Source organism: Bacillus pacificus, from assembly GCF_020861345.1.
GTDB lineage: Bacteria > Bacillota > Bacilli > Bacillales > Bacillaceae_G > Bacillus_A > Bacillus_A pacificus.
Window position 1 is genome coordinate 1107710 of sequence record NZ_CP086328.1, and the last position, 26951, is coordinate 1134660.

Consider the following 26951-nt stretch of genomic DNA (forward strand, 5'->3'; position numbering starts at 1 on the left):
AGTAAACCTCACTTCATTATAGTTTATTTTTCTTACTATTGTAAATATTCGTTCATATAAAAAGAAGCCAATTATAATCGGCTTCTTTTTATATGAGAGATTAAATTGTTAGTTTATAATTACAAGATTTACATCCATCTAGTAAACTATCGTTTCGTGTTAATTCCGTGTTAGGGAATAGGATTTCAAAAATCCCTTTCATCATATCTCCGTGCATATTACAAATTTCAGTTGGGTGATGGACAGCAACTTCTTTAAATGGACAATTGTGTACATCATAGAAAATTTTCGTTCCATCTGTACTTAATTCAAATGCAGGTGATAAGCCAGCTGTCGAAAAGGCTTCTTTTGCAATTTGAATTTTTTGTTCAACTGTTAAGGCATCTTCACTCACATTTAAACGCTGCATATGTTGTTGCATTAATTCGGCCCCGAATTGTTTCCCTGTTTCGTAGAGCGCTTTTTCACCAGCAGCACCAAGGCTAAGTAAAGAATTAAACGCGATTCTTGCTAACAATTGATAGTCACGGAATGGGAATTGTAATTGGATAACATCTTCAGATAATACATATAATCTGCTTGGTCGTCCGCCTTTTCCAGTTTTCTTCGTTTCAGATTTCAGCATATGAACATCTTCTAATTTAGATAAATGTAAACGCGCTACGTTTGGATGAATGTCAAACTCATCTGCAATTTCTTGTACAGTTACGTAACTATGTTTTTGAGAAATATATTTATAAATGTAATAACGAGTTGGGTCAGCTAAAACACCTGTAATTTTTAAAGCTTGTTCCATGAGGATCTCCACCTTTATCACTTTATCCAAGATAATAACATTATAATACAGATAAACATGGGTATAGGTAATTTTAGACAATAATTCGGAAATTGTTCATAATTTCACAAACATATTTTTCCTTTTTCATCTAGTGAAAATGCAAAAATACCGATTTTTCAAATGGATTTCTTCATGCTATATACATAGTGGGGAGGGAAAAATGATGAATGGAATTGAAAGCTTTGCGAATATGATTTTAAAAGAAGCGTGCAGGGTACAAGCGTCGGACTTACATATTGTGCCCCGGCAGAAGGATGTAGTGGTTCAACTGCGCATAGGAAAGGATTTAATGACGAAACAATACATTGAAAAGGAATTTGGAGAAAAACTTGTTTCACACTTTAAATTTTTAGCATCCATGGATATAGGAGAGAGGCGGAAACCACAAAACGGTTCATTATATATACAAATAGATGGACAAGAAGTGTATTTACGCCTTTCCACGCTTCCAACCGTATATCAAGAAAGTCTCGTTATTCGTCTTCATTTACAAGCGTCTATTCAGCCGTTATCTCATCTTTCGTTATTTCCAAGTACAGCGAAGAAACTACTTTCTTTTTTACATTATTCCCATGGATTACTCGTCTTTACGGGACCGACTGGTTCAGGAAAGACAACAACAATGTATGCATTATTAGAAGTAATTAGAAAAAAGAAAACACGTCGCATCGTTACGCTGGAAGATCCAGTTGAAAAAAGAAATGACGATGTATTACAAATTCAAATAAATGAAAAAGCAGGTATCACATATGAGGCTGGACTAAAGGCTATTTTGCGTCATGATCCAGATGTTATTTTAGTGGGTGAAATTCGTGATGAAGAAACAGCAAAAATCGCTATAAGAGCAAGTTTGACTGGCCATTTAGTAATGACGACACTGCATACGAATGATGCGAAAGGAGCAATACTTCGGTTCATGGATTTTGGTATAACGAGGCAAGAGATTGAACAATCTTTATTGGCTATAGCTGCACAGCGACTTGTTGAATTGAAGTGTCCGTTTTGCAAAAGAAAGTGCTCAACTGTATGTAAATCAATGAGGCAAGTAAGGCAAGCGAGTATTTATGAGTTGTTATATGGATATGAGTTAAAACAAGCGATTAAAGAAGCAAACGGGGAATGTGTCACGTACAAGCATGAGACATTAGAGTCTTCGCTGCGAAAAGGATACGCTTTAGGATTTTTAGAAGAGGATGTTTATGTTTAAGAAAATATGGAGTTTAAGTGATCAAGTAATATTACTGAAACGATTAGGAGAACTATTAGAAAAAGGATACTCTCTTTTGCAGGCATTAGAATTTTTACGGTTTCAATTACCTTTAGAAAAGAAAGTACAATTGCAGCACATGATTGATGGATTAAAAAATGGAAAAAGTCTACACGATTCTTTTCATCAATTAAAGTTTCATCAGGAGATGTTAAGCTATTTATTTTATGCCGAGCAACATGGTGATATTTCTTTTGCGTTGCAACAAGGGAGTGCACTTCTTTATAAAAAGGATAAGTATAGGAAAGATATGATGAAAATAATGCAGTATCCTATGTTTTTGGCGTTCTTTTTAATAATCATGATTTTGATTTTTAACCGCATTTTATTACCACAGGTTGACATGGTATATAGTTCATTTGGTTCTACAGCACCGTTATTCACAGAACAAATATTAAATACAATTAAGCTACTACCCTATCTTATTTTTAGCACTATTTTTATTGTTATGGTGGGTTGTAGTGTATATATATTGTACTTTCGGAAACTCCCGCATATGAAGCGAGTAAAAATTATACTTCGTATCCCCCTCGTAAAAACATTTCTTATTTTAAAGCATTCGCATTATTTCGCTACTCAATTGAGCGGCTTATTACACGGAGGACTATCAGTACTTGAGGCTCTAACAATAATGATGGAGCAAAAGTATCAGCCGTTCTTTCAGTATGAAGCGGGCCGAGTTAAACACCAATTAATTGCGGGAGAACCGTTGCAATCTATTATTGCTAAAAGCGGATATTATGAGGAAGAACTTTCTTATATTATTACACATGGACAAGCAAACGGTAATTTGGCGATTGAATTAGGTGACTATAGTGATCTAATTATGGAAAAGATTGAGCAAAAAATTAAACGTATGTTAGTGATTATTCAACCGATTTTATTTACGTGTATTGGAGCAATAGTTGTTCTTATGTATTTAGCGATGATTATGCCAATGTTTCAAATGATGAATTCTATATAGGAGGCATTTACATGCAGAATGAGGAAGGGTTTACCCTTTTAGAAATGTTATTAGTTATGGTCGTCATCACTGTATTATTACTATTAATTATTCCGAATGTAGTTACGCAGCGCTCATCCGTCGAAGGAAAAGGATGTAAAGCCTATGTGAAATCTATAGAAGCGCAAATACAAGTATATCAACTACAACATAATAAAATTCCCTCGCTAAAAGAGCTAATTGATGGGAAATATATTACAAAGGATGAGTGTCCGAATGGTGAAGCTATTCATATTTCCAATGATGGCACGGTAACAAGTGGGAAACTGTGAAGCAAAAAGGTTTTACACTTTTAGAAATGCTACTCGTTTTATTTGCCATTTCTGTATTAAGTATGGTCACGTATTTTCATGTACATTCATTATATGAAAAACAAAAAATTGAACAATTTTTAAGACAGTTTTCAAATGATATTTTGTATATGCAACAATTAGCGATAAACCGTCAAAAACACTATACATTACGATGGCATAAAGATAGACATATGTATTATATAGGGGAATCGAGTACGGATCTTTCTATCATTAAAAGAGAATATGATAGCGATATACAATTGGATTTGAATACTTTTCCAAATCCGATGACATATAATCCGAGTGGAAATATTAATAGAGGTGGCACGATTTTACTTTCGTATCGAAGTTATAAATATGAGATTGTATTCCAGCTTGGAAGAGGGAGATTTACGTATCGTGAAATGTCAAAAAGGGTCAGTGATGGCTGAAATGCTTGTAGCATTAAGTATAGTAATGATGATGGTATCTTTACTACTTCCGCAAACAGTATTGATTATGCAAGAACGAAAAAACATACAAATTCGTTATAAGGCATTTGTATTATTAAAAAAAGAAGCAGCTTTATATATGTATGAGAATGAGGCAAAACAACAGAAAGAAAAAGTCATAAACGGAAATGTATATTACACATATTGGGGAGGAAATGAAGTTTGTGCGATGTGGAAAGATGTGAAAGGAAAAATGATGGAACAATGCTTTTATGCGGGAGAAAAAATGAATTAGAAGTTGGATTTACATTAATAGAAATGATCGTATGTTTTTTTCTGTTATCACTGTTCTTTTTACTCTTACCACGTTTAAACTTTATTGGAATAGAAAACAAGCAATCAAAAGGGTTAAATAATTGGGAATGGGATGTGTTTGTAGGACAAGTACAGTTAGAGTTTCGTGAAGTATCATTTGTGGAAAAAATAGTTCCTGAAAATAGAGAGAGTATGTTGCGCTTCCGTCTTCGCACTGGAGATGAAGTGACGTATGAAAAATTGAATAATCACCTTATAAGAAAAGTGAACATGCGCGGAAGAGAAGTTATATTACAAAATGTTGAAATGGTTTCGTATGAAGTAACACCTCATTTGCTCTTTATCAATGTGAAAGATAGGAGTGGGAAAATATATGAAGGTGTAGCTATTAGGTATAGTGAAATGGAAATAAATACATGAGAAAACAAGATGGGTTTACGATGCCAGGAACAATTATTTTTCTTGTATTATTAACTTCGTTCTTTATATACGAAACGAATATGTTGCTTATAGATAAAAAATTTTATATTGAAATAGAGCAAAAGTTTGTACTGGAGGAAATACTAAATCGATCTATTACAAATATAAAAAAAGACTTACAGCAAAAAGAAAAGGAAGGTACTTTTTTCTTTTCATATGAAAAGGGTGAAGCGAGTGGAGATTACGTATTTGAAAACGACGTTATTCTCGTTTCATTGCAGTGCAAAATCAAACAAGAAATTTTCTATAAAGTAAGCTTTCGGTATAGAAAAAAGGATGAGAAAATATTTGATTGGATAGAAGGATAGTATGTAAAATATATGGATAAAAAACCATGATTTCTCATTTGAAAATAGGCTGTTTTTTAAAAGGAAATGGATAAATAAAACAATTAAAAGTTTAAATTTTCTCAAAAAAGAGAAAGGTAGAAAGAATATGATATATTCATGCTATCCAATCATTATTTTTAGGGAGAATAGGGAAATGACAAACAACAATCAAATAGGTGAAAATAAGGAACAAACTATTTTTGATCATAAAGGAAATGCAATTATGACAGAAGATAGGGAAATACAAATTATTTCAAAATTCGAAGAACCTCTTATTGTCGTGTTAGGAAATGTATTAAGTGATGAAGAGTGCGATAAATTAATTGAATTGTCTAAAAATAAATTAGCACGTTCTAAAGTTGGTTCATCACGTGATGTAAATGATATTCGAACGAGTAGTGGTGCATTTTTAGATGATAATGAACTTACTGCGAAGATTGAAAAACGAATTTCATCTATCATGAATGTTCCTGTTTCGCATGGAGAAGGATTGCACATTTTAAATTATGAAGTGGATCAACAATATAAAGCACACTATGATTATTTTGCGGAACATAGTAGATCAGCTGCTAACAATCGTATTAGTACGCTTGTCATGTACTTAAATGATGTAGAAGAAGGCGGAGAAACTTTCTTTCCGAAATTAAATCTTTCTGTGCATCCTAGAAAGGGAATGGCAGTATACTTTGAGTATTTCTATCAAGATCAATCACTAAATGAGCTTACGTTACACGGAGGGGCACCTGTAACGAAAGGCGAGAAATGGATTGCAACGCAGTGGGTGAGAAGAGGTACTTATAGATAAGGCGAGTATGTTACGTTTTGTTCTTCAGTGTATAAGAAGAACAAAACGTTTTTTATTAAATAAAGTAGCATCTTTCGTTATAATAACAAGTAATACATGACGATTGAGAGGAACGAAAATGAAATCTATATACATAACCGGCTATATGGGAGCTGGGAAAACAACAATTGGAAAAGCATTAAGTAAAGAACTTCATATGGATGTTATAGATACAGATCAAAAAATTGAAGAGAAGCAAGAGAAGGAGATTCGTGATATTTTTGCCGAAGAAGGTGAAATGGCTTTTCGGGAATATGAAAGTGAGATGTTACGTTCACTACCTGTTGAAAATGTAATCATTACAACTGGCGGCGGAATCATTGAGCGAGAGGAAAACCGAAAGTGGATGAAGGAAAATGGAACTGTCGTGTATTTATATTGTGATCCACATGTAATTGCAGAAAGGCTTCGTGAAGATACGACACGGCCACTATTTCAGAAGAAAGATATAGATGCATTTGTAATGAAATTCGAATTGCGCCGAGCTTATTATGAAGAGGCCCATATCCATATTGATACGACGAATAAGTCTGTAAAGCAAATTATGGATGAATTAAAAGAAAAGATTAATGAATAAAAAAGTGGACATACTAATCAAGTAGAGGTGATGATAATATGTCTACTAATGATTATGTTCGCTTTGTGACACAGCAGTTTGTGTCGTATATGGATGCTCCAAAAGAAGATCGTAAACAAAAGAAAGAACAACGCCGTGCTGAAAAAGAGCCATTTATGAATAAGTGGTTTGGTGTTATGCCGCTAAGTGCTGCTTTGTTTTATCAAAACGTAAAAAATAAAAGAAAAAAATCAAGTTAAAGATTTCGTAATATGTGTAGCAAAATGAAAATCCCCTAGTAGCATCATACTACTAGGGGATTTTCATTTACTGCATAGACTCTTTTTCTTCTGTAACGGCATGTATTTTATTGTTGACCCAGACAAATCCAATTCCGATACAAATGGAAATGCCCCATCCAACAGCGGTCATAATTGCTCTCATTTCACCGTAGCCATCTACACCGAAAACAGAGATGAAATAAATTTTTAAGAAGCTTTTTAATATGAATTGTAGACCGAAAAAGAGCGTTAAATATTGCAATGCTGGATAGATACGACTATCACGATACAGTTCACGACTTTTATCACGGTCATGGCCTTGCAGTGCAGCAATATCTGCTGCGAAATATAACATAAGTGGTTTTTTTATAAAAATTGTACATATAACGATAATACCGAGTACGATGTGATAATACGCATCGTTCCACAACATTCGTTCAGCTGATCCAGATAATAGATCTACCGTTGTATTAGAAATGAGTGTAATTAAAATAAAGAACCCTGTTACGTTAAACTGTTTTTCTTTTTTAAAGGTATACAGTGTATAAATAATCCCCGGAACAGAGGAAAGTAACATTGCGTAATAAGGATCGATATAAGGTTTTGCAAATTTCCAAATGAGGAATGGGATTACGAGATAAAAGACAAGATCTAATATAGCTTTTTTATTTTGATTCATATACAGCCTCCTTAAGTCATACATATATTTTATAATATAATTTCTGAAAATTGTATAAGGTTTAGTGGAAAAAGAAAAAGTATATGATTAGTAGATTGAAAAAAATACCCCTAGCGTAGTAAGTTTTTTTAGTATATAATAAAGGAAACGCTTTCATTTTTTGTTTTGTTCACAAAATGGACGGAAAATCACATATTTACTATCGATATGTTGCTTTATAATGAAACTAATTAAATATACATGCATACAATATTGTGAAATAAATAACATAAATAATTTATATAAATGTAAACGTTATCAAAAGAGAGAGGTGGAGGCAATGAGTAAATTTTTCTTCAATCATAATCCAGCAACAGTAGAGGATGGAAGGCTTGTTGAATATGCTGAAATTATTTATGGAGAAGGCGGCCGTTCTGTATTAGAAAATTTAATGGTGAAGGCATCTATCAGATTGCGTGATCGTTATCCGAATAAATCTGACGAGCAGATTTCGAACCTAGTAAATAAAGGCATCCATGATATGTTTCAAAAATATGTGAGTGAGTAAGAGTAGCCATTGGCTACTCTTATTTTTTTGTATAAGGATGGTGTCTCTAGCTGAAAATAAGGGTGTATTTTGAAAGATATAAATTGTTAAAAATTGTCAAATGATAAGCGGAACTAAAAAATAGGAAGGGGTAATATAATGTTAAGAAGTTTTATTATAATTTTGGCATTTTTAGGTTTGAACTTTTCTTCCGTAGTATTTGTAGAGGCTAAAAGTAACATGACCTCACATGAGGATAATAGTACTTTTCGCTATAAACATAATTATAAAAAATTATATAAGTTCCTAAATATCCCTAAAGAAGAATATAGTAAGTCTATACAGAATGGCAAGTCATTAGGTGAAATTGCCGTAGAACAAGGGATTCATGAAAAAGAATTGATTGTTTTTTTGAAAAAGGAAGTATTAAAGCAATTACACCAACAATGGAAAACTGGAAAACTTAATACACGTACATACAAAGGAATAAAAGGACATGTAGATGACTTTGTTAAGGATGATATACATTTTAAATATAAAGAATTTAAAAGAAACTCATCTGGTTAAACCGAAAAATCATTGATGTAGGAATGTTTCTACACCAATGATTTTTCATTTTTCTTTGAATTATACTAATCAGACTGCATTGTATATAATCGATAATATTCCTTTTCTAAGATCATGAGTTCATCACGGATACTTGTTTCAATGATCTCTGCTTGTTTAAAAACTATAATTCGGTCTGCAATTTTTGTTGAAGCCATCCTATGAGAAATATATATTGTTATTTTATTTTTAGTTATTTCTTCAAATTTCTTAACTCGGAGAGCGTACCTTGTATTTATGAACAATCATGGATGCCTTTAATCATGAAATCATTAGTTATGTCATCAGCGAATCATAAACACCGATATTAGTGATGAAGACATTAAAATAAGCAATGAGAGGCCGAAAAGTAAAAGATATCCTTCTTCACTTGATATTTATACAGCGAAAAAATTTCAAGCGTATACCAAAGAAAACGACATTATCACCAGCATGTCCCGGAGAGGAAATTGTCATGATAATGCCGTCATGTAAAGCTTCTTTGGTCATTTGAAAAGTGAAGTTTCTACTCGCAAGAGATAATAAAAGTATCCAATATAACTGTGCGAAAGAGTGTGCTAGAATAAATTTATTACTACAATTGTGTGCGAATTAAAGAAAAATTAAACCACCTATCCTCTAAAGAATTTAGGGAATAGATGGTTTAGGTATTTTGATATATGTTCCGTTTTCGGGGGCCACTTCAAAAATGAAGGGGCTTTTTAAGTTAGAAAATGATTCGCGGTAACATAAAAGAGTCCACCGTTAATAATTTGTACTGTAATGCGGGGTTCATATTGTTCTTGCAGTGCTTGTTTTTCAATTTCATAGCTTTCAGGAAGTTCATCACTTTCTTCATAAAAACGATTTAAAAGGTCCAAATCGTGATTCCAGCGCACTCTTGCTTCTTTCGCCCACGTATGGTCATCTTCTGCAATAATATTTTTTAAAGCATCCTCTATGCGTTGTAAACCACTTTGCGGTTTAATAATAGGCGAGAGCGTAAAACAAAAGTCAGGTATTTTCGGTGTAAGTTTAATTTTAGTTAATGTTTCATGAAAGTTTGCAATCATTGTGCCAGAAATAAGATGAATGCCAATCGAATGAAGAATATCTTTTTTTCGATCACATTGATAGGAAACTTTTATATTTACACCGAGCCACGGATGGAGCGGTGTATGCGTTGCTCCGCTATGCCGTACTTCTTCATATAAACGTATGTAAGAACCTAATTCTTTTGTCGTTTGAAAAATTTGATGCAGGCGTGGGGAACCGTAGTGGATAAGCTCGCCATCGTTTTCTTCATTTTCTGGATTTGTAATAAGAGTAAGGCGCATCGGATTCGGTACGCCCCCTGTTTTTTCAAGATAGTGCCAATAAAAAGGGCGATTCATTAATAATTTATCCATTTCAATTGTTAACTGCACATCTAATAAATGAGGAGAACGTTCTAAAATTTCACAGTTATTCGCCTCAAAAAAATTGTATAAGTAATTATGAATTTCATGTTGCTGCATAGCCTTGCACCTCAGCTTCATTTCGTTTCGCAAAGTCGATAATAGATGTTAAGTTTTCCATCTTAATTCGGATTTCTCCTTCGCTTTTTGATTGCGCAAATATTTCTTGAATGTGTGCGTCGATGTTTTTCATATTAATTCTCGTTAAAATTTCATCAAGTTCACCGATCACACGCTCAAATAAATTAATTTTTTCATATAACAGTTTCAAAATATGTTCTTCCACAGTGTGTTTTGTAGCTAAGTTATAAATATGAACATCATTCTTTTGACCAAGGCGGTGAATACGTCCGATTCTTTGTTCAAGGCGCATTGGGTTCCATGGTAAATCGTAATTGATCATATGGCTACAAAATTGTAAGTTAATTCCTTCACCACCAGCTTCCGTTGCGATTAGCACTTGCGCATGATTTTGGAAAAGTTCCTTCATCCAATCTTTCTTTCCCCGTTTAAATCCGCCGCGGAATGGGACAGAAGAAATACCGTGCTGTTGTAAAAACCATTGTAAGTACATTTGTGACGCTCGGTATTCTGTGAAAATGACGACTTTATCGTCAATTTCTTTTATAAGCTCTAGCGCTTTATTTGCTTTTGAGTTAAAAGGAATACGGTTAATTTTGTCCATTAGCACATCAATATGCGGATCTTTTACGTAATTCTCATTTTCCTTCTGTCGTTTTTCTACATGTTTTTTTAATGAATAGTAAACGGCCTCGCGACTACTACACGCTTCCCGTTTTAAAGTTAATGATGAGAAAGCAGATGTGAAGGCGTCTTGTCCTCGCCAATTTTCGATATCATTATATAGAGCTTGCTCTTCTTCATTAAACTCAACAAAAATTGTACGTACATGTCTCTTTGGCCAATCAATCCCGGTATTATGACGCCGATTTCGGACCATTACTTTGTTAATAAGAGCTTTTAAATCTTCATCAGATTCGGCTGAACGATTTTTTGAAGCATAATATTCTTCAAAATTGGATTGATTGCCTAAGTGTCCTGGTTTTAATAAAGAAACGAGGTTGAAAATTTCATCAATCTTATTTTGGACAGGAGTAGCGGTTAATAATAAACAAAATTTCTTTTTTAATCGCTGTGCAAATTCATAGTTTTTTGTTTTATTATTTTTCAGTTTATGTGCTTCATCGATAATAATAAGGTCATATTCTAAGTTCAAAACGATATCACGATGTGGTGAACGTTTTGCAGTATCAATTGATGATACAATCACATCGGCTTGTTCCCACGAGTAGCTTTTCTTTTGAGCTACAGCTGGAATAAAAAACTTTGTATTTAATTCGTATGCCCATTGTGATACGAGAGAGGCTGGAACGAGTATAAGTACTTTTTTCACAAGGCCGCGGACCATATATTCTTTTAAAATAAGTCCAGCTTCAATCGTTTTTCCAAGTCCTACTTCATCTGCTAGAATCGCTTTACCATTCATTTGTTCAATAACATTTTGAGCAACTTCTAATTGATGAGGAAGTGGTGTGAAATGGGATAAATGTTTCGGTGCTTGTAATCCATCAAAAGTAGGAACAAGTAATGATTTTTCTGTTTCATAAGCTAAATGATATAAATCCCAGTTTGTCCAAGGACCATCTTCATCAATTCTATTTAAAAAATTGTTTTGCCACGTTCGATCTATGGAAATATCGACATTCATTACGACTCTCCCACCTTTTATAAACTAAAGTAATTATGAAAAAATCTTTAATATATAAGCCTTGTAAAAAGGCGCTATTACACTTACTGAAAGGTAAACAATAAGTAAAGATAAAGGACTAAATCTTAAAAACTGTATGTAATAAGATTAAGCGTAAAAAATTCTAAATTATTTTTTATGCTAGAATATTGATGAAATATAGCGAATAATGTTAGGATAATGGTGTGAAATGTGTGGAATCTTTCGTATTTTATCCAAGAAAGTGATTTTTTATTTACGCTTTCATAAAAAAATATAATGAGATTCCGTATATCCTATCTTTTCAGAGTGAAAATGTTTAGATAAGGGAAACAACTTTTATTGATTTGTCAGAGCATAAGGGGGAGAGAGCATGATTACATTACAACGTACACCGTTATTTGATGTATACGCGAAGTATGGTGGGAAAACAATCGACTTCGGTGGTTGGGAGTTACCAGTTCAATTTTCAAGCATTAAAGAAGAACATGAAGCTGTACGTACAGCGGCAGGTTTGTTCGATGTGTCTCATATGGGAGAAGTTGAGGTAAAAGGTGTAGATAGTTTAGCATTTTTACAACGTGTTGTTACAAATGACGTATCTACCTTAAAGGTAGGGGGCGCACAATATACAGCTATGTGCTACGAAAATGGTGGTACAGTAGATGATTTATTAATCTACAAACGTGGTGAAGAAGACTATTTATTAGTTATCAACGCATCAAATATCGAGAAAGATTACGAATGGTTAGCTAGCCATGTAATTGGCGATGCGACAGTAGTCAATGTTTCTAGTGAAGTTGCACAGCTTGCAATTCAAGGACCAAAAGCAGAAGGCATTTTACAAAAAGTTGTGTCAGAAGATTTGAAAGAAATTAAGTTCTTTAAATTTAAAAACGATATTCTTGTAGATGGAATTCCAGCACTTGTATCTCGTACAGGTTATACAGGTGAAGATGGATTTGAAATTTACTGTAAGAGTGAAGATGCTGCAAAACTTTGGGAGAAACTTCTTGAAGTTGGAGCAGAAGAGGGCTTAAAACCATGTGGTTTAGGTGCTCGTGATACACTTCGTTTCGAAGCAACATTACCACTTTACGGTCAAGAATTATCAAAAGATATTACACCGGTTGAAGCTGGAATTGGCTTTGCGGTAAAACCAAATAAAGAAGCAGACTTCTTTGGGAAAGCGACTTTAAAAGAGCAAAAAGAAAACGGTGCGCCTCGTAAGTTAGTCGGCATCGAAGTAATCGAACGTGGAATTCCTCGTACGCATTACCCTGTATTTATTGGAGAAGAAAAAATCGGGGAAGTAACGAGTGGTACACAATCTCCAACGTTAAAGAAAAGCATTGGTTTAGCACTAATTGATGTAAAATACGCAGCAGTTGATACAGAAGTAGAAATTGAAATTCGTAATAAACGCGTCAAAGCAGTAGTTGTTCCAACACCATTTTATAAACGTTCAAAGTAACGGGGAGAGGGGTAGATTTCATGTTGCATCGTTATCTTCCAATGACAGAAGAAGACAAAAAAGAAATGTTACAAACGATCGGCGTTCAAACGATCGATGAGTTATTCTCTGATATTCCAGAGAGTGTTCGTTTTAAAGGGGATTTAAAAATTAAAGAAGCAAAATCAGAGCCAGAGCTTTTAAAAGAGTTATCTCAAATGGCTAGTAAAAATGCTAACTTAAAAGAGTACGCTTCTTTCTTAGGAGCAGGCGTATACGACCATTACGCTCCAGTAATCGTAGATCATGTTATCTCTCGCTCAGAATTTTATACAGCTTACACGCCATACCAACCGGAAATTTCACAAGGGGAATTACAAGCAATTTTTGAATTCCAAACAATGATTTGTGAATTAACAGGAATGGATGTAGCAAACTCTTCTATGTACGACGGAGGTACAGCTTTAGCTGAAGCGGCAATGCTAGCAGCTGGCCATACTCGTAAAAAGAAAATTCTTGTATCTAGCGCAGTTCATCCAGAATCAAGGGCTGTACTTGAAACATATGCAAAAGGTCAACACCTTGAAGTTGTTGAAATTAATCATAAAGATGGTGTAACAGATTTAGACGTATTACAAAGTGAAGTAGATGATACAGTTGCTTGTGTAATCGTTCAATATCCAAACTTCTTCGGACAAGTTGAAAAATTAGCTGAGATTGAAAAAATCGTTCATCAACAAAAATCATTATTTATCGTTTCTTCAAATCCATTATCATTAGGCGCATTAACACCACCAGGAAAATTTGGTGCTGATATTGTCATCGGTGATGCACAACCATTTGGTATCCCAACGCAGTTTGGTGGACCACACTGTGGTTACTTTGCAACGACGAAAGCATTCATGCGTAAAATTCCAGGACGTCTTGTCGGACAAACTGTAGATTCAGATGGTAAACGTGGATTTGTATTAACGTTACAAGCACGTGAACAGCATATTCGCCGTGACAAAGCGACATCTAACATTTGTTCCAACCAAGCGTTAAATGCATTAGCAGCATCAGTTGCAATGACGGCACTTGGTAAACAAGGTGTGAAAGAAATGGCACGTCAAAACATTTCTAAAGCACAATATGCAAAACGTCAATTTGAAGCGAAAGGCTTCACAGTTACATTTGCTGGACCATTCTTCAATGAGTTCGTTGTAGATTGCAAGCGCCCAGTGAAAGAAGTAAACGATGCATTATTACAAAAGAATATTATCGGCGGTTACGACTTAGGCCGTGATTATAAAGAGCATGAGAACCATATGCTTGTAGCAGTAACTGAGCTTCGTACAAAAGAGGAAATTGACACACTTGTAAACGAAATGGGGGCTATCCAATGAAGAACCAAGACCAAGCACTTATCTTTGAAGTAAGTAAAGAAGGACGCATAGGATATAGCCTACCAAAATTAGATGTAGAAGAAGTGAAACTAGAAGATGTATTTGAGAGCGATTATATTCGAGTAGAAGATGCAGAGCTACCAGAAGTATCTGAACTTGATATTATGCGCCACTATACAGCACTTTCAAACCGTAACCACGGTGTTGATTCTGGTTTCTATCCACTTGGATCTTGTACGATGAAATATAATCCGAAAATTAATGAGAGTGTAGCTCGTTTCGCAGGATTTGCAAATATTCATCCGTTGCAAGATGAAAAGACAGTACAAGGTGCAATGGAATTAATGTACGATTTACAAGAGCATTTAATTGAAATTACAGGTATGGATACTGTTACATTACAACCAGCAGCTGGTGCACACGGAGAATGGACAGGCTTAATGTTAATTCGTGCATACCATGAAGCAAATGGTGACTTTAACCGTACGAAAGTAATTGTTCCTGACTCTGCTCACGGAACGAATCCAGCATCTGCAACTGTAGCTGGTTTTGAAACAATTACGGTAAAATCAAATGAACATGGTCTTGTTGACTTAGAAGACTTAAAACGTGTTGTAAATGAAGAAACAGCAGCACTTATGTTAACAAACCCTAATACATTAGGTTTATTCGAAGAAAATATTTTAGAAATGGCAGAAATCGTCCATAACGCAGGCGGTAAATTATACTATGATGGTGCAAACTTAAATGCAGTATTAAGCCAAGCGCGCCCAGGAGATATGGGATTTGACGTTGTGCATTTAAACCTTCATAAAACATTTACAGGTCCTCACGGCGGCGGTGGCCCAGGTTCTGGTCCAGTAGGTGTGAAAGCTGATTTAATTCCGTACTTACCAAAACCAATTTTAGAGAAAACGGAAGATGGCTATCGCTTTAACTATGATCGTCCAGAGGCAATTGGGCGCGTAAAACCATTCTACGGTAACTTCGGAATTAACGTTCGTGCATACACATACATTCGTTCTATGGGTCCAGATGGCTTGCGTGCAGTAACGGAGTATGCGGTATTAAATGCGAACTATATGATGAGAAGATTAGCACCATTCTATGATCTTCCATTCGATAGACATTGTAAGCATGAGTTTGTATTATCAGGTCGTCGTCAAAAGAAACTTGGTGTACGTACATTAGATATCGCAAAACGTCTGCTTGATTTCGGTTACCATCCACCAACAATTTACTTCCCATTAAATGTGGAAGAATGTATTATGATTGAGCCGACAGAAACAGAATCAAAAGAAACATTAGACGGTTTCATTGATAAGATGATTCAAATCGCTAAAGAAGTAGAAGAAAATCCAGAAGTTGTACAAGAAGCACCTCATACAACAGTCATTAAACGTTTAGACGAAACGATGGCTGCACGTAAACCAGTTTTACGTTATGAAAAGCCAGCTCCTGTACAAGTTTGATTAGAATAACAAAAAAGAACTCGCTGCGGCGGGTTCTTTTTTGTATGGAGAATTTGTGCAGAAGTGGTGCAGAAAATGTTAAAAATTTATATTTTTTGTTTCATAATGGTGTAAAGAAGCAGTTTTATAGGTGATTTTGTTGAAAAAGTCAGTTTGATAAAAGTATTTATTTTTGTTAGAATTTTATTGAAATTAAGAAGATGTGATGAGGCAAAAATTACTCATTTTTATGTATATGTGAAAAAACGAGCAAGACGGGGGTGAAAGTGTGGGATATCGATGTTATAGAATGGTATACCATTTAGAAAATGGAGAAACAATTAAAGATGTAAAAGAATTTTGCTATCGAGACCAAGGAAAAGTGTTAGAAAGAGTAGCGCATCGTGTAATGGATAATAGAGAAGTGACGGCAATTGATAAGCAAGGAACGATCATTTCAATAGCATGTGAGGACATTGTAAAGGTGGAACTTGATTACATAACAGAAAGTTAACCTTGAGTCATATCGAATTATTCGATAAAATATACTGTTGAATGGTGAAGTGAGAAGAGAGGAGTTTATCATGGGTAGTACAAGACACTTTTATATGTTTATCTTAGCGTTTGTTCTTGTTGTGGCATTAACGATTTATTTAATTGTTGATAGCACTTGGTACAACACAGTTCATCCGGCGTTCCTTCTGTTTATGTATGTAGGAATTGCGGTAGTGAGTTTCGGAATGAGAGATGAGATGTTAGATCGCTTTGAAAAGTGATACATATACGAAAGACCAACAGGAAAATGTTGGTCTTTTTTTCTTGCCAAAAATAGGATGGTGTGTATATACTGTATATATAAGGTATATACAGTATATACACACTGGAGGAAAACATGAATATTATTATTTCGAATTCTTCCCAAGACCCTATTTATGTACAAATAAGAAAACAATTAAGCCAGCTTATTTTAAATGGTGGTTTAAAGGGTGGAGACCAATTACCGTCTATTCGTAGCTTAGCGAAGGAATTGCAAATTAGTGTAATTACAACGAAGCGTGCGTACGAGGAGCTTGAGAAAGAAGGATATATAGAAACTGTTGCTGGGAAGGGGACTTATGTTTCACGTAAAAATAATGAACTATTAAAAGAACAGCGGCTTCGCCTATTGGAAAGTAAAGCGGAAGAGATTGTGAATGAAAGTAAAGCGTTACAGCTTTCACTTGAAGATTTACAGCAGATGATAGCGTGTTTATATGAGGGGGAATAAAGGGTGTTAGAGCTAAAAAACGTATGTAAAAGTTATGAAGATTTTGCAGTGAAAAATATAAGTTTTACATTACCACGCGGATATATTATGGGATTTGTCGGACCGAATGGAGCCGGGAAAAGTACGACGATTAAAATGATTATGAATTTAATTAGAAAAGATAGTGGAGATATAAAAATTTTTGGCAAGGACAATAAGAAAGCCGAAAAGGAAATAAAACAAAATATCGGCTTTGTATATGATGAAAATCATTATTACGAAGATTTAACGTGTGAACAAATGAAGCGTATTATTGCACCGTTATATAAAAAATGGGATGAAGAGCAGTATCAATCGTATATGCATAGATTGCAAGTTCCAAAGTATAAAAAAATTAAAGAACTATCAAAAGGGATGAAAATGAAATTTGCGATTGCCATCGCGCTCTCGCACCACGCAGAATTTATCATCATGGATGAACCAACAGCAGGATTAGATCCAGTTGTTCGAAGTGAATTACTTGATATGTTGCAAGAAATTGTAATGGAAGATGAAGTATCCGTATTATTCTCAACGCACATTACAACAGATTTAGAGCGCATTGCAGATTATATTACGTTTATCAACGATGGAGAAATTATATTTACTGGTGAAAAAGAAGACTTAATGGAGAACTACGTAATCGTAAAAGGAAGTAATGATTTATTAGATCGAGAAGGAAAAGAACTGTTTGTTGGATTACGAAAAAATAAATTTGGTTTCGAAGGTTTAGCGAAGGATAAACAAGCAATTATAGACTGGTTTGGAAATGAGGTTGTACTAGAAAAGCCTACATTAGATGATATTATCGTTTACACGGCGAAAGGGAGAGGTGCCTATGCGTCAGCTCGTATATAAAGATTTGTTCTTTTTTCGGGGGATATGGCCAGTGTATCTTATTATACCCTTTATATTCTTTTTATTTGAACCCGGTGAGGGAATGCTGTTTCCTATGAGTTGTTTATTTATAACTCTTTCCTCAGTTATTATATTAATCATAATAGATGAACGGAATACAAGTGACATTATGATTAATAGTTTACCGCTAAGTAGAAAGGGTATCATAATTGCTAGATATATTTCCTGTGCAATATTCATTGTAGGGGGCATGATTTCTACTATGCTAGTTGTTTTTCTTATAAGGTGTATCGCTGTTATTGGTGATATCGGTGCATACTATCCTAAGCTTTATATTGAGATTTCATGGTATGAAGTAATAAATGGAATTGTTTATGCCGTATTTTGGATGGTCACTTTTTTCCCTATTTATTATGTTACAAAATCAAAGGCGGTAATAAGTATAATAGCAGCAGCTTCAATAATAGTTAGCGGGATACTTTGGATATTTATTAGTGATGGACTGAAAGAAGTAGCACCTTCATTCCTTGATTGGATTATGAATCCTCTGCATATTGGTATATTTATAGTTGGATTCATTGCATTAGTCAGTATTTATATCGCTTCTATGTTTCTTACAATTAAAATTTATGAAGCACGTGATTTGTAGAGAGGGGAATTCATATGCAACAGTTGATTTTGAAGGAGCTTTTTTTACAGAAGAAGATGTTTCCTTTCTATTTTTTAATCCCTATTTTATCTATTTTTAAGAATTCCGTCGACCCGATGGGGATTGCAATCGGATTATTTATAACATGTAGTACGATTATATATATTTCTTTTTATTATGACGAGAAAAGTAAAGCAGAAAAAGTATTAGTGAGTTTGCCTATAACGAGACAAGAGATAGTTATAGCTAAATATATTTCAAGCACAGTATTTATTATGGGTGGTTTGAGTGTAACTTTTATAGTCATAATATTAAAAAATATTTTGTTGGACGGGGATATAGTTATGCCTGGATATGCAGTGTTTTCAGCAATAGTAGCAACTTTGATTTATTGTGTAGTAACGATACCTGCTAATTACATTGGAGGATATAAAGCTATTACTGTCTTGAATTTAATTATGCTTTTTCCTTTAATGGGTATGATTGGTCTTATGTGCAATGTTTTTGGTGATAAAATAATTATGTTAAAAGTACTTCAATCTGAAGATGCTACGCTAGCAATGGGTGTTCTTGGAATCGGAGTGTTAGTAAGCATATTCATATCAATGATTCTCTCAATGAAAATGTTTCAGGAGGTAGAGTTATAGAAGGGACATTTTCATATTAGGAGGTGTAATACATGATCAAGCAACTAGTTTTAAAAGATATGATGTTGCAAAGAAAGTTAGGGTTTGTTTATCTTATATGTTTCTTGTTCCTACTCATTGTTGATTTTCGCAGTGATAGTTTTTTGATGACATTTAGCATGTTTGTACCTGCTCTTGGCATAATACTCTCAATGAGTTATGAGGGGAAAAATAAAAGTGAAACGATAGTAAATAGTTTACCGTTTGAGCGTAAAGATATTGTAATAGGGAAATACATATTTGTAAGTGTTTTAGTTGCTCTAGGTGGATGTTTCTCACTAGTGGTTGGTTTCATACAGTTACAAAATGAACATATGACTGGATTTATGCTGTGGGGACAAATTCTCGGTGGTATAACAGGTGGGGTTGTTTGTAGCATAATTGTACTTCCGATTGAATTCTCAGTAGGATATAGCAGTGCCAAACAAATTGCTCCGTTCGCCGGACTTGCATTGGGGTATTTAAGTGGACTGATTGTCAGTAACGTCTGGTTAGATGTAGAGAATGTTTGGAACACGAGTCTAGTCGTAAATGTTTGTTTTATAGTAGGACTCATTCTTTTGTATATTATGTCCATGTTGCTTTCAATTAGCTTATATAATGAGCGTGATCTATGAGGGGAGGAGTAATCGTGAGGCAACTCATAATAAAGGATTTTATCATGCAATGGAAGCATTTAATATGGTACTTAATATATCCTCTTTTCTTGTATATGACATTAACAGATATTAAAAGCTTTTACGTAATTATGTCAGCTATAATTCCAGTTATAGCAATTTTAAAAACATTTAATGATGATAAAAAATATGATGGTGAAGTAATGTTAAATAGTTTACCGCTAGCAAAAAAAGAAATTGTAGTAGCTAAATACATAATGGCACTTATTGTTTTTATTATAAGTATGATAGTGTCTAGTCCTTTAGTAATCAATCAGTTTGAGGGTGGAACTTTTGAATTTATAACGAAAACATTAGTTACGATTACTGGCTTTGTTTTTATATATTTAAGTCTTGTCTTACCGATATCGTTTTGGTTAGGATATAAAAAATCTATTTTTATTACGCTTTTTATACTAATGGCACCGATTGTTATTGTAGAAATGTTCTTTCAAGTTAACATAGAACAAATTCATTTACATAATGGAGTATTGTTAATTTGTTCTATTTGTATGTTGCTTTTATCTGTACTTGCTTCAGTAAAGCTATATGAAAAAAGAGAATTTTAAAAGGTGCCCTATAAAAGGCACCTTCTTCAATAACGACAATAGGAAAGTAAAAGTTTATAAACAGAGAGATTACTCGGTACAACATCTTTCGGAGTATGTAATATAAAGCTGAAAACGATAACGAGAATGAGAAAGAGGAAAAATAAAAATAGGATCTGCTTATGTACGGAATTTTGCATATTATTCACTCCTTTTTTAGGTAGTATGTCCAAAAGAAAGGAGTGTATGAAACATTTTAGGAGGGGAGAATGATGAACAAAAGAAAATGGTTATATAGAATAGGGGTATTTTTCGTTTCAATCGGTCTCATATTAGCAAATGTTTATTCAGATATACCACCGTTATTTCCTAGTTTGCATAAAGGGGTTGGTATAAGTATTGTCATAGTTGGTCTATTTTGTCTTATCACATCAAACTTCTACAGAAAGTCTGAATGAATATAAAAAAGGACAGTTACTCTTTTTCAGAAGAACTGTCCTTTTTGAATAACTTATTCCATAGCTTGGCGATACTCCATATAATGACAAGTGCAATGGAGGCAATAATGGACCAAACGATTGATATTATTTCAAGTGTCATGTTAGCAAGGAATGTGAGAATGGATACTATTTTATGAAACAATGATTCTATTATGTGAAAACTGATTTTTGACACTCCCACGGCTAAAGCCGCAAGCTGACTAACGTCAGTGGGATTCTTGCTACCAAAGGCGACGTCTATTTCTAGTATCGCTGACGTGCAAGATTGCGGTGTGCCATCACCACTCCGTATCCAGTGCATCTAGCAGATACGGCACTCGTTCTATTACCAAACGAGTCAGATTGTGAGTTCTCAAATGTGTTTTAGCGTCTTTTACTTGACGACTCAATACATTTTACGGAGCAGAAGAATTTGTTACTCCAACCTCATATGTATTCTGTTTTCAGAGAACAAGATTGTTTTAGAGACTTTTACTTGTCTGTTATGAAAATTATACCATTTCAAATACTTGATGTACAGAACATACTTTCGGTATTTTATCTGTACATCGCATTTGACCTCACTATCATCCCACCCCTAAAGGGGGTACTATCGCACCGTAGTGGGCTTTCCTATTCGGAAAATCTGTAATAGAACGACGATACTAAGCGTGATCCATGCTAACAGTTGCTTCCCTTTTTCTTTCCACATGACATTCACCTCACGTTAGCTTAATAGTTTTAAGCCAACAGCGCCGCATAGAATGCAGCTTAAGAAAGCAAGACGACGCCAATCCGCTGATTCGCGGAAAATAAGGATGCCTAGAAGTGCACTTCCGGCAGTTCCGATTCCAGTCCAAATCGCGTAAGCAGTTCCCATCGGTAATGTGTTCATCGCTAGGGATAAGAAGAAGAAGCTTACGCCGAAGTTAGCGATTAAAATAACTTTTGGTGCCCAGCCTTTCTTTTCAGTGGCTACTTTCATAAAGAGTACACCAATAATTTCACAAATACCAGCTAGAATTAAAAATACCCAAGCCATTTTATGCGGCCTCCTTCGCTTCTTTTTCTTCTGTTACTCGTTTTAAACCAATTACGCCGAAGAAGATTAAACCAATTAATAATACTTTTACGATAGAGAATGGCTCTCCGAAAACGAAAATTTCTGTAAGAACGATTCCACCAGCTCCAATTCCAGTGAAGACTGCGTATACAGTACCAACAGGTAAATCTTTATAAGCTCTAAATAATAAGACGAAACTAATTGTAATTAATAACGCGACACCAGCCCATTCAAGTGGAGCCTCCGCGTGTTTTAATCCAATTACCCAAAAGATTTCAATAATACCAGCTAAGATTACATAAATCCATGCCATATGTCATTTCTCCTTCCTACCAGTCGTTAGGTAAAGGGCTTAAAAACGACGCATTGCAAAGGAGCAATCCGTCAGTTTGAAAGTCCACGCCAAAATACTTTCCAAGAAGCGTCTAAACGTGTCTCAAAACGATTTAAACCTGCGTATAGTAGTTCAACCATAAGACCGTCAAGTAAGCATAGAAAAGCCTCTAAGGCGTCTTTTACTTCAATGTTATGCAACTCATCTTGTTCGCTTGCTCTTTTAAATACAGGGAATAAAAGTTTTCCGACGTTTTCAATGTGTACATTTGCTTTATTAATAATTTGTTCGCGAAATGCATCAGGCGGAAAATAAGAAGTGCGTAACCAAAACATTGATTCTTCACTTTCACCAAATCGTTTTGCATAGCCCTTTAGTAGCTGTAAGAGCAATTCTTCAGTAGACGAATTGGAAAACTTTTCGATATCGCCTGTGAAGCTCTGTAAGTCTTTTTGAAGAGCGGATTCTAAGCATATAAAATATAGCTCTTCTTTTCCTTTAAAGTGTGCGTAAATTGATGGTTTTTTAATCCCGACTTCTTGAGCAATATTTGCTAATGAAGTTCCTTCGTAGCCGTAGCGTGCGAAATGAGAAAGTGCTACAGCTTTAATGCGGTTTGCTGTCATTTTCATCCCCTACCTACCGTTCGTTAGGTTCATTATATGCAAGTAAAAATATAAAGTCAATAGGTGAAGAGCTGAAAAAGAGCGCTATAGGTAACGCTCTTATTAGACAGTATCTCGTTCAATTAAATGGAATGAAAGCTCTTTTGCGTTCCCGATAATTTGCTCGCTTTGGATTTGTTTATGGAATAAAGAAAACGCATGTGAGCCCATTTCGAGACCGGGATGTTCAATTGTTGAAATTTCTAACGCCTTTGAAATTTCATGATTATCAAATCCGAGGATAGCAAGGTCTTCGGGTATTCGAAGACCTTGCTTGCGAGCCTCTGTTAATAAACCAGCTGCAACTTGATCGTTCGCTGTAAAAATAGCAGTTGGACGATTTTTCATGTTTAAAATACGATGGAGTATTTGTGCACCGTCTTGCATTGTATAGCATTGATGAAAAATCCATTCGGGATGTAACGTTTTGCCTTCGTTACGAAGTGTATCAGCAAACGCTTTTTCACGTTCCATGGAATTTACACTTGTTTTTCTTGCTAAACAAATCCCGATTTTTTCATGGCCTTTATTGAGTAAATAGGCGGTGCCGAGACGGAAGCCTTCATAATGATCTACGTAGACAGATGAAATGAGGGGGTGCTTCATTTTTTCGCATGAAATAATAGGAGCAAATTTTGCGAAAGGTTCAATTTGTTCCCATGAACTCGTTCGAGAGCAAATAATCATCCCGTCGAATTGTTTCATTTTCATCATTTCAAGAACACGAATTTCTTCGATACTATCGTAATTCGTTTGACATAAATTAATGTGATATCCAGCTGCTAACGCTTCGTTGCCGATACCTTCAATAATGGTACTGAAGTATGGAAGGTTAATGAAAGGGAGCATAACACCGATTGTATATGTTTTTCCCTTTATTAAATGAATAGCATTTATATTTTTCGCATAGTTCAATTCTTCAACAGCATCTAGAACACGCTTACGTTTTTCTTCTTTTACGTAAGGGTGATTATTTAGGACGCGGGAAACAGTTGATATGGATACACCAGCGGTTTTTGCAATTTGTTTTATATTGGCCATATGTATCACCTCTCTCCTTATTATAAAGGGAAAATAATAAGAATGAAAAAATCTTGACCTGAAAAGCTTTTCACAAACTATGTTATAAATATGACTTCTGTTATTCGCGTAACCTTTTTATTCGGGCGTGAGAATGATAGGGGTCTTTTTTGCGTTTATAAAAGAAGTTTTGTCAAAATGTGTGAGAATAACGTGGAAAGTTTTCAAATGAAAAACTAGCTGAATCATTCAGCTAGTTTTTGTATGTTATTATTTCTTTTTAATTTTTCCAGTCCACGTTTTGAATCCACCTTGTAATTGGTAGAAATCTTTGTAGCCTTGTTTCTTTAAGTATTGAGCCGCACGACCAGTACGGAATCCGCTTTGGCAGTATAAGTAAACTGGTTGATCTTTACGAAGTTCTTTATGACGAAGGCGAATTTGTGATAACGGAATGTTACGTGCGCCTAAAATATGCCCTGCAGTATATTCGTCTGCTTCGCGAATATCGATAAGCTGTGCTTTACGGTAGCCAGCGCGAAACTCTTCTTCTGAAAGTGTTGTAATTAATTTCTTCTGATAGAAATACATCCATACAGTGTAACCGATGAACGCTACGATTACGGCTAATAAAATAATCCAAGTTGTTGACACGATTCTATCGCTCCCTTTTTTCTTATCCTACTTTCAATATTATAATGCCCATATGTATTTATGCAACAGATTCATTTGTATATAAGAAGAAATTTCGTATTCTTTCACAAATTTTGTCGAATTTGGTAGACTAGAGAATGTGAAAAATAATTGGTTATATGAGGTGCAGGATGGGAAAAGAAAAATGGTGTTATATTAACTCTGGTCAATGTTCACCGGCATTTAATATGGCGTTAGATGAATGTTTATTAAATTGGCAAAGTGAAAAGAAAATGCCACCAACTATTCGCTTTTATGAATGGGAAGTACCAACATTAACAGTCGGATATTTCCAGCGTGTTGAAAAAGATATTAATATGGATGTAGTTAACGAAAAGAAATATGGATTCGTTCGTCGTCAAACAGGCGGCAGGGGTGTACTACATGATAAAGAATTAACGTACAGTGTTATTGTGTCTGAAGATCATCCAAATATGCCAAAAACAGTTACAGAAGCGTATCGTGTTATTTCGCAAGGTTTATTAGATGGTTTTAAAGCATTAGGGTTAGAAGCGTATTATGCAGTTCCAAAAACAGAAGCAGATCGTGAAAATTTGAAAAATCCACGCTCAGGCGTATGTTTTGATGCACCGTCTTGGTATGAAATTGTAGTAGAAGGAAGAAAAATCGCAGGTAGTGCGCAAACACGTCAAAAAGGTGTTATTTTACAGCACGGGTCGATTCCATTAGAAATAGATTTAGATGAGTTATATGATCTGTTTTTATTCCCGAATGAACGTGTGAAAGAACGCATGAAGAGTATGTTCTCATCTAAGGCGGTAGCAATTAATGAATTAACAGACCGTACGTTTACAATCGAGCAGTTAATTAAAGCGTTTGAGGTTGGGTTTGAAAAAGGATTAGATGTAGAGCTTGTTCCGTATGAATTAACAGAAGAACAATTACATGAAGTGCAAACGTTAGCAAAAGAAAAGTATGAAAGTAAAGAATGGAATTATAAAAAATAAGAGGTGGCAATTGCCGCCTCTTATTTTTTTATAGTAAATTAAGTACTTTTTCTACTTTGATTCCTTTATCTTGTAAAGAACGAAGGCGATTGACAACGTCCATAATTTCTTTGTCAAATGTAACGCTAATACCTTGGCTTTGTAGTTCTTCTTTTAAGCCTTCAATAGAATCATCTATGTCGATGCCAAGCTCGTAATCTTGACAAACTTCAATTGTCTTTTTCACGAGTTTCACATAATTTTCTTGTAGTTTTGAATTTGTTTCAGTCAAAGCAGGTTGCTTCGGTTTTGCAGGCGCGACCGGTGCTGTCTCTTGCTTTGTAACCGGAGTTGGTACTTCTCGTTTCACAGGTGCTGGAGTAGATAATTCTACAGCTGCTTCTACACTTACTGGCTTCGGTGTCGGTGCCGGAGTAGGCTTAGGTGTTGGTGCTGTAGCAGGTGTTTCCACACGTGTAACAGTCTTTGGAGCAGGTGTAACTGCTTTTGGAGCTTCTACAATTACTTCTTTTTTCGGAGTAGCTTCTACAACTGTTTCTTCTTGTTCAGCAGCCTCTTTATTTTCTTTACTCCACATAACGCGTTCTATTTCTAGAGAAACATTATTTTTGTTCATCGCTGTTAATGTAACTTTACCAACTTCAGCGTTTCCAGTGAAATCAACAATTTTATAAATAACACTCTTGTTCCAATCCACGTTTCCGCTCAAAAATAATTCTTCGTTACATTTCGGCGTTAAGCCCTCGATTTTAATTTCTGCGTTTACACCGTTTTCACTATATACCATAATTAGCGAAGCACTTACATCTTCGTCTGCTAACATTAGTTCACGTACCATTTTGCCGGTGCGTACTTGCGTTTTCTTCTTAACTGACATCTAATTTCTCCTCTCAAAAATTCAGTAATAATAAAAAATCGTATAACGAAAAATAATTGCTCACGAAGATTTATGATACCGATAATAAAAGCATCACGTCAACAATTAACTTTAATTATTTTGCATTTTTCTTATTTTCTTTATGAAATTTTTCAATTTGTAAAATTAGACAGAAGAAAAACAGCCTTTTGAAGGGCTGTTAAAACGTGGAAAACTTTAATGCGTGTTAATTTTTCATCGTTTCCCATAC

At 34.8% G+C, this 26951-nt stretch carries 36 protein-coding genes and 3 pseudogenes; 26 read left to right on the forward strand and 13 right to left on the reverse strand.

The annotated features are described in order from the left end of the window. Positions 1 to 100: 100 nt before the first annotated feature. A complete protein-coding gene (locus LMD38_RS05760; RefSeq protein ID WP_000434106.1) occupies positions 101 to 796 on the reverse strand; it encodes a helix-turn-helix transcriptional regulator in 696 nt (231 codons plus the stop codon). A gap of 205 nt (positions 797 to 1001) precedes the next feature. On the opposite strand from LMD38_RS05760, the gene comGA reads away from it, so the two are divergent. The 10 genes from comGA (at position 1002) to LMD38_RS05810 (ending at position 6616) form a co-directional block, all read left to right on the forward strand. Next, entirely contained in the window at positions 1002 to 2045 is a 1044-nt protein-coding gene (comGA, locus tag LMD38_RS05765) for a competence protein ComGA (protein ID WP_001013195.1), read from the forward strand. Continuing rightward, on the forward strand, positions 2038 to 3069 hold the full coding sequence (gene comGB, locus LMD38_RS05770; RefSeq protein WP_016718476.1) for a competence type IV pilus assembly protein ComGB: 1032 nt from the start codon (positions 2038 to 2040) through the stop codon (positions 3067 to 3069). The genes comGA and comGB overlap by 8 nt, the downstream gene beginning before the upstream one ends. A gap of 11 nt (positions 3070 to 3080) precedes the next feature. Continuing rightward, entirely contained in the window at positions 3081 to 3380 is a 300-nt protein-coding gene (gene comGC / locus LMD38_RS05775; RefSeq protein WP_001178694.1) for a competence type IV pilus major pilin ComGC, read from the forward strand. After that, positions 3377 to 3832, forward strand: a complete 456-nt coding sequence (gene comGD, locus LMD38_RS05780; protein WP_000810388.1) for a comG operon protein ComGD — start codon at positions 3377 to 3379, stop codon at positions 3830 to 3832. The genes comGC and comGD overlap by 4 nt, the downstream gene beginning before the upstream one ends. Next, positions 3825 to 4127 carry a competence type IV pilus minor pilin ComGE gene (gene comGE / locus LMD38_RS05785; RefSeq protein ID WP_000829518.1) on the forward strand — a complete coding sequence of 101 codons (303 nt, stop codon included), beginning with the start codon at positions 3825 to 3827 and terminating at the stop codon, positions 4125 to 4127. Before comGD ends, comGE begins: the two co-directional genes overlap by 8 nt. Next, on the forward strand, positions 4097 to 4567 hold the full coding sequence (comGF, locus tag LMD38_RS05790; RefSeq protein WP_000923056.1) for a competence type IV pilus minor pilin ComGF: 471 nt from the start codon (positions 4097 to 4099) through the stop codon (positions 4565 to 4567). Before comGE ends, comGF begins: the two co-directional genes overlap by 31 nt. Next, positions 4564 to 4935 (forward strand): competence type IV pilus minor pilin ComGG, encoded by a 372-nt coding sequence (comGG, locus tag LMD38_RS05795; RefSeq protein ID WP_062821301.1) that lies wholly within the window; start codon positions 4564 to 4566, stop codon positions 4933 to 4935. Before comGF ends, comGG begins: the two co-directional genes overlap by 4 nt. Positions 4936 to 5110: 175 nt before the next feature. Further along, positions 5111 to 5761 carry a 2OG-Fe(II) oxygenase gene (locus tag LMD38_RS05800; RefSeq protein WP_000183848.1) on the forward strand — a complete coding sequence of 217 codons (651 nt, stop codon included), beginning with the start codon at positions 5111 to 5113 and terminating at the stop codon, positions 5759 to 5761. Between the two features lie 118 nt (positions 5762 to 5879). After that, on the forward strand, positions 5880 to 6377 hold the full coding sequence (gene aroK / locus LMD38_RS05805; protein WP_000836625.1) for a shikimate kinase AroK: 498 nt from the start codon (positions 5880 to 5882) through the stop codon (positions 6375 to 6377). A 38-nt stretch (positions 6378 to 6415) separates the two neighbouring features. After that, the gene (locus tag LMD38_RS05810) at positions 6416 to 6616 is read left to right on the forward strand and encodes a YqzE family protein (RefSeq protein ID WP_000106079.1); all 201 of its coding nucleotides are present in this window, start codon (positions 6416 to 6418) and stop codon (positions 6614 to 6616) included. A gap of 67 nt (positions 6617 to 6683) precedes the next feature. Here LMD38_RS05810 and LMD38_RS05815 read toward each other — a convergent pair whose 3' ends face one another. Continuing rightward, positions 6684 to 7316: a VC0807 family protein gene (locus tag LMD38_RS05815; RefSeq protein WP_001073109.1), complete on the reverse strand. Its 633-nt coding sequence runs from the start codon at positions 7314 to 7316 to the stop codon at positions 6684 to 6686. Positions 7317 to 7444: 128 nt separating this feature from the next. Next, positions 7445 to 7562 (reverse strand): annotated as a pseudogene (locus tag LMD38_RS05820) (GTP pyrophosphokinase). Between the two features lie 73 nt (positions 7563 to 7635). On the opposite strand from LMD38_RS05820, the gene LMD38_RS05825 reads away from it, so the two are divergent. The 3 genes and pseudogenes from LMD38_RS05825 to LMD38_RS28800 form a co-directional block, all read left to right on the forward strand. Beyond that, positions 7636 to 7863, forward strand: a complete 228-nt coding sequence (locus LMD38_RS05825; protein ID WP_000032699.1) for a hypothetical protein — start codon at positions 7636 to 7638, stop codon at positions 7861 to 7863. A 138-nt stretch (positions 7864 to 8001) separates the two neighbouring features. Continuing rightward, positions 8002 to 8409 (forward strand): hypothetical protein, encoded by a 408-nt coding sequence (locus LMD38_RS05830; protein WP_016718472.1) that lies wholly within the window; start codon positions 8002 to 8004, stop codon positions 8407 to 8409. A gap of 462 nt (positions 8410 to 8871) precedes the next feature. Continuing rightward, positions 8872 to 9086: pseudogene (locus tag LMD38_RS28800) on the forward strand (IS3 family transposase); the annotation flags it as partial. Positions 9087 to 9149: 63 nt separating this feature from the next. On the opposite strand, the gene LMD38_RS05840 reads toward LMD38_RS28800, so the two are convergent. Both LMD38_RS05840 and LMD38_RS05845 read right to left on the reverse strand, forming a co-directional pair. Continuing rightward, complete coding sequence (locus LMD38_RS05840; protein ID WP_001183969.1) at positions 9150 to 9944, reverse strand: YqhG family protein; 795 nt, start codon at positions 9942 to 9944, stop codon at positions 9150 to 9152. Then, a complete protein-coding gene (locus LMD38_RS05845) occupies positions 9931 to 11613 on the reverse strand; it encodes a DEAD/DEAH box helicase (protein ID WP_001100019.1) in 1683 nt (560 codons plus the stop codon). Before LMD38_RS05845 ends, LMD38_RS05840 begins: the two co-directional genes overlap by 14 nt. Positions 11614 to 12004: 391 nt before the next feature. Here LMD38_RS05845 and gcvT point away from each other — a divergent pair, with 391 nt between their 5' ends. The 12 genes from gcvT to LMD38_RS05905 all read left to right on the forward strand — a co-directional run bounded on the left by gcvT (position 12005) and on the right by LMD38_RS05905 (position 21060). Further along, positions 12005 to 13105 carry a glycine cleavage system aminomethyltransferase GcvT gene (gene gcvT / locus LMD38_RS05850; protein WP_000631772.1) on the forward strand — a complete coding sequence of 367 codons (1101 nt, stop codon included), beginning with the start codon at positions 12005 to 12007 and terminating at the stop codon, positions 13103 to 13105. 20 nt (positions 13106 to 13125) lie between these two features. Further along, entirely contained in the window at positions 13126 to 14469 is a 1344-nt protein-coding gene (gcvPA, locus tag LMD38_RS05855; protein ID WP_016718471.1) for an aminomethyl-transferring glycine dehydrogenase subunit 1, read from the forward strand. Next, positions 14466 to 15941 (forward strand): aminomethyl-transferring glycine dehydrogenase subunit 2, encoded by a 1476-nt coding sequence (gene gcvPB, locus LMD38_RS05860; RefSeq protein ID WP_000795696.1) that lies wholly within the window; start codon positions 14466 to 14468, stop codon positions 15939 to 15941. The genes gcvPA and gcvPB overlap by 4 nt, the downstream gene beginning before the upstream one ends. Positions 15942 to 16230: 289 nt before the next feature. Continuing rightward, a complete protein-coding gene (locus LMD38_RS05865; RefSeq protein WP_000262495.1) occupies positions 16231 to 16434 on the forward strand; it encodes a DUF3929 family protein in 204 nt (67 codons plus the stop codon). Between the two features lie 70 nt (positions 16435 to 16504). Continuing rightward, a complete protein-coding gene (locus LMD38_RS05870; protein WP_000535935.1) occupies positions 16505 to 16696 on the forward strand; it encodes a hypothetical protein in 192 nt (63 codons plus the stop codon). Between the two features lie 116 nt (positions 16697 to 16812). Then, on the forward strand, positions 16813 to 17187 hold the full coding sequence (locus LMD38_RS05875) for a GntR family transcriptional regulator (RefSeq protein WP_001021351.1): 375 nt from the start codon (positions 16813 to 16815) through the stop codon (positions 17185 to 17187). A 3-nt stretch (positions 17188 to 17190) separates the two neighbouring features. Beyond that, a complete protein-coding gene (locus tag LMD38_RS05880; protein WP_000891296.1) occupies positions 17191 to 18063 on the forward strand; it encodes an ABC transporter ATP-binding protein in 873 nt (290 codons plus the stop codon). After that, positions 18044 to 18712 carry an ABC-2 transporter permease gene (locus tag LMD38_RS05885; RefSeq protein ID WP_016718470.1) on the forward strand — a complete coding sequence of 223 codons (669 nt, stop codon included), beginning with the start codon at positions 18044 to 18046 and terminating at the stop codon, positions 18710 to 18712. The genes LMD38_RS05880 and LMD38_RS05885 overlap by 20 nt, the downstream gene beginning before the upstream one ends. Before the next feature lie 14 nt (positions 18713 to 18726). Beyond that, complete coding sequence (locus LMD38_RS05890) at positions 18727 to 19359, forward strand: ABC-2 transporter permease (RefSeq protein WP_061184060.1); 633 nt, start codon at positions 18727 to 18729, stop codon at positions 19357 to 19359. A gap of 32 nt (positions 19360 to 19391) precedes the next feature. Beyond that, positions 19392 to 20015: an ABC-2 transporter permease gene (locus LMD38_RS05895; RefSeq protein WP_061184059.1), complete on the forward strand. Its 624-nt coding sequence runs from the start codon at positions 19392 to 19394 to the stop codon at positions 20013 to 20015. A 14-nt stretch (positions 20016 to 20029) separates the two neighbouring features. Beyond that, positions 20030 to 20623, forward strand: a complete 594-nt coding sequence (locus LMD38_RS05900; RefSeq protein ID WP_061184058.1) for an ABC-2 transporter permease — start codon at positions 20030 to 20032, stop codon at positions 20621 to 20623. 248 nt (positions 20624 to 20871) lie between these two features. After that, positions 20872 to 21060, forward strand: coding sequence for a hypothetical protein (locus tag LMD38_RS05905; protein WP_041184700.1), 189 nt, complete (start codon positions 20872 to 20874; stop codon positions 21058 to 21060). A 16-nt stretch (positions 21061 to 21076) separates the two neighbouring features. Here the strand turns inward: LMD38_RS05905 and LMD38_RS05910 are convergent. From LMD38_RS05910 to LMD38_RS05940, 7 genes and pseudogenes are all read right to left on the reverse strand, one after another. After that, positions 21077 to 21271: pseudogene (locus tag LMD38_RS05910) on the reverse strand (DUF3975 family protein); the annotation flags it as partial. 420 nt (positions 21272 to 21691) lie between these two features. After that, positions 21692 to 21793: a DUF3975 family protein gene (locus LMD38_RS05915; protein ID WP_373925870.1), complete on the reverse strand. Its 102-nt coding sequence runs from the start codon at positions 21791 to 21793 to the stop codon at positions 21692 to 21694. Positions 21794 to 21808: 15 nt separating this feature from the next. After that, on the reverse strand, positions 21809 to 22123 hold the full coding sequence (locus LMD38_RS05920) for a DMT family transporter (RefSeq protein ID WP_000312623.1): 315 nt from the start codon (positions 22121 to 22123) through the stop codon (positions 21809 to 21811). 1 nt (position 22124) lies between these two features. Further along, a complete protein-coding gene (locus LMD38_RS05925; RefSeq protein ID WP_000312349.1) occupies positions 22125 to 22457 on the reverse strand; it encodes a DMT family transporter in 333 nt (110 codons plus the stop codon). Between the two features lie 71 nt (positions 22458 to 22528). Continuing rightward, positions 22529 to 23110, reverse strand: coding sequence for a TetR/AcrR family transcriptional regulator (locus tag LMD38_RS05930; protein WP_003267456.1), 582 nt, complete (start codon positions 23108 to 23110; stop codon positions 22529 to 22531). 96 nt (positions 23111 to 23206) lie between these two features. Next, a complete protein-coding gene (locus LMD38_RS05935; protein WP_001273961.1) occupies positions 23207 to 24184 on the reverse strand; it encodes a LacI family DNA-binding transcriptional regulator in 978 nt (325 codons plus the stop codon). 249 nt (positions 24185 to 24433) lie between these two features. Beyond that, entirely contained in the window at positions 24434 to 24817 is a 384-nt protein-coding gene (locus LMD38_RS05940; RefSeq protein ID WP_000108655.1) for a rhodanese-like domain-containing protein, read from the reverse strand. 170 nt (positions 24818 to 24987) lie between these two features. Between LMD38_RS05940 and LMD38_RS05945 the strand changes: the two genes are divergently transcribed. Continuing rightward, a complete protein-coding gene (locus LMD38_RS05945; RefSeq protein ID WP_000514079.1) occupies positions 24988 to 25824 on the forward strand; it encodes a lipoate--protein ligase family protein in 837 nt (278 codons plus the stop codon). 28 nt (positions 25825 to 25852) lie between these two features. Here the strand turns inward: LMD38_RS05945 and LMD38_RS05950 are convergent, their stop codons facing one another. After that, positions 25853 to 26701 carry a hypothetical protein gene (locus LMD38_RS05950; RefSeq protein WP_000111937.1) on the reverse strand — a complete coding sequence of 283 codons (849 nt, stop codon included), beginning with the start codon at positions 26699 to 26701 and terminating at the stop codon, positions 25853 to 25855. Positions 26702 to 26951: the final 250 nt, after the last annotated feature.

Coding starts and splice junctions, on each gene's coding strand:
- LMD38_RS05815 (WP_001073109.1), bottom strand. CDS start 7,316: ATGAATCAAAATAAAAAAGCTATATTAGATCTTGTCTTTTATCTCGTA.
- LMD38_RS05830 (WP_016718472.1), top strand. CDS start 8,002: ATGTTAAGAAGTTTTATTATAATTTTGGCATTTTTAGGTTTGAACTTT.
- comGF (WP_000923056.1), top strand. CDS start 4,097: ATGCTTTTATGCGGGAGAAAAAATGAATTAGAAGTTGGATTTACATTA.
- comGG (WP_062821301.1), top strand. CDS start 4,564: ATGAGAAAACAAGATGGGTTTACGATGCCAGGAACAATTATTTTTCTT.
- gcvPB (WP_000795696.1), top strand. CDS start 14,466: ATGAAGAACCAAGACCAAGCACTTATCTTTGAAGTAAGTAAAGAAGGA.
- gcvPA (WP_016718471.1), top strand. CDS start 13,126: ATGTTGCATCGTTATCTTCCAATGACAGAAGAAGACAAAAAAGAAATG.
- LMD38_RS05825 (WP_000032699.1), top strand. CDS start 7,636: ATGAGTAAATTTTTCTTCAATCATAATCCAGCAACAGTAGAGGATGGA.
- LMD38_RS05865 (WP_000262495.1), top strand. CDS start 16,231: ATGGTATACCATTTAGAAAATGGAGAAACAATTAAAGATGTAAAAGAA.
- comGA (WP_001013195.1), top strand. CDS start 1,002: ATGAATGGAATTGAAAGCTTTGCGAATATGATTTTAAAAGAAGCGTGC.
- LMD38_RS05920 (WP_000312623.1), bottom strand. CDS start 22,123: ATGGCTTGGGTATTTTTAATTCTAGCTGGTATTTGTGAAATTATTGGT.
- LMD38_RS05870 (WP_000535935.1), top strand. CDS start 16,505: ATGGGTAGTACAAGACACTTTTATATGTTTATCTTAGCGTTTGTTCTT.
- LMD38_RS05930 (WP_003267456.1), bottom strand. CDS start 23,110: ATGAAAATGACAGCAAACCGCATTAAAGCTGTAGCACTTTCTCATTTC.
- gcvT (WP_000631772.1), top strand. CDS start 12,005: ATGATTACATTACAACGTACACCGTTATTTGATGTATACGCGAAGTAT.
- LMD38_RS05895 (WP_061184059.1), top strand. CDS start 19,392: ATGATCAAGCAACTAGTTTTAAAAGATATGATGTTGCAAAGAAAGTTA.
- LMD38_RS05890 (WP_061184060.1), top strand. CDS start 18,727: ATGCAACAGTTGATTTTGAAGGAGCTTTTTTTACAGAAGAAGATGTTT.
- aroK (WP_000836625.1), top strand. CDS start 5,880: ATGAAATCTATATACATAACCGGCTATATGGGAGCTGGGAAAACAACA.
- LMD38_RS05800 (WP_000183848.1), top strand. CDS start 5,111: ATGACAAACAACAATCAAATAGGTGAAAATAAGGAACAAACTATTTTT.
- comGC (WP_001178694.1), top strand. CDS start 3,081: ATGCAGAATGAGGAAGGGTTTACCCTTTTAGAAATGTTATTAGTTATG.
- LMD38_RS05950 (WP_000111937.1), bottom strand. CDS start 26,701: ATGTCAGTTAAGAAGAAAACGCAAGTACGCACCGGCAAAATGGTACGT.
- LMD38_RS05760 (WP_000434106.1), bottom strand. CDS start 796: ATGGAACAAGCTTTAAAAATTACAGGTGTTTTAGCTGACCCAACTCGT.
- LMD38_RS05935 (WP_001273961.1), bottom strand. CDS start 24,184: ATGGCCAATATAAAACAAATTGCAAAAACCGCTGGTGTATCCATATCA.
- LMD38_RS05925 (WP_000312349.1), bottom strand. CDS start 22,457: ATGGCATGGATTTATGTAATCTTAGCTGGTATTATTGAAATCTTTTGG.
- LMD38_RS05845 (WP_001100019.1), bottom strand. CDS start 11,613: ATGAATGTCGATATTTCCATAGATCGAACGTGGCAAAACAATTTTTTA.
- comGE (WP_000829518.1), top strand. CDS start 3,825: ATGGCTGAAATGCTTGTAGCATTAAGTATAGTAATGATGATGGTATCT.
- LMD38_RS05875 (WP_001021351.1), top strand. CDS start 16,813: ATGAATATTATTATTTCGAATTCTTCCCAAGACCCTATTTATGTACAA.
- LMD38_RS05915 (WP_373925870.1), bottom strand. CDS start 21,793: ATGTGGAAAGAAAAAGGGAAGCAACTGTTAGCATGGATCACGCTTAGT.
- comGB (WP_016718476.1), top strand. CDS start 2,038: ATGTTTAAGAAAATATGGAGTTTAAGTGATCAAGTAATATTACTGAAA.
- LMD38_RS05810 (WP_000106079.1), top strand. CDS start 6,416: ATGTCTACTAATGATTATGTTCGCTTTGTGACACAGCAGTTTGTGTCG.
- LMD38_RS05840 (WP_001183969.1), bottom strand. CDS start 9,944: ATGCAGCAACATGAAATTCATAATTACTTATACAATTTTTTTGAGGCG.
- LMD38_RS05905 (WP_041184700.1), top strand. CDS start 20,872: ATGATGAACAAAAGAAAATGGTTATATAGAATAGGGGTATTTTTCGTT.
- LMD38_RS05885 (WP_016718470.1), top strand. CDS start 18,044: ATGCGTCAGCTCGTATATAAAGATTTGTTCTTTTTTCGGGGGATATGG.
- LMD38_RS05945 (WP_000514079.1), top strand. CDS start 24,988: ATGGGAAAAGAAAAATGGTGTTATATTAACTCTGGTCAATGTTCACCG.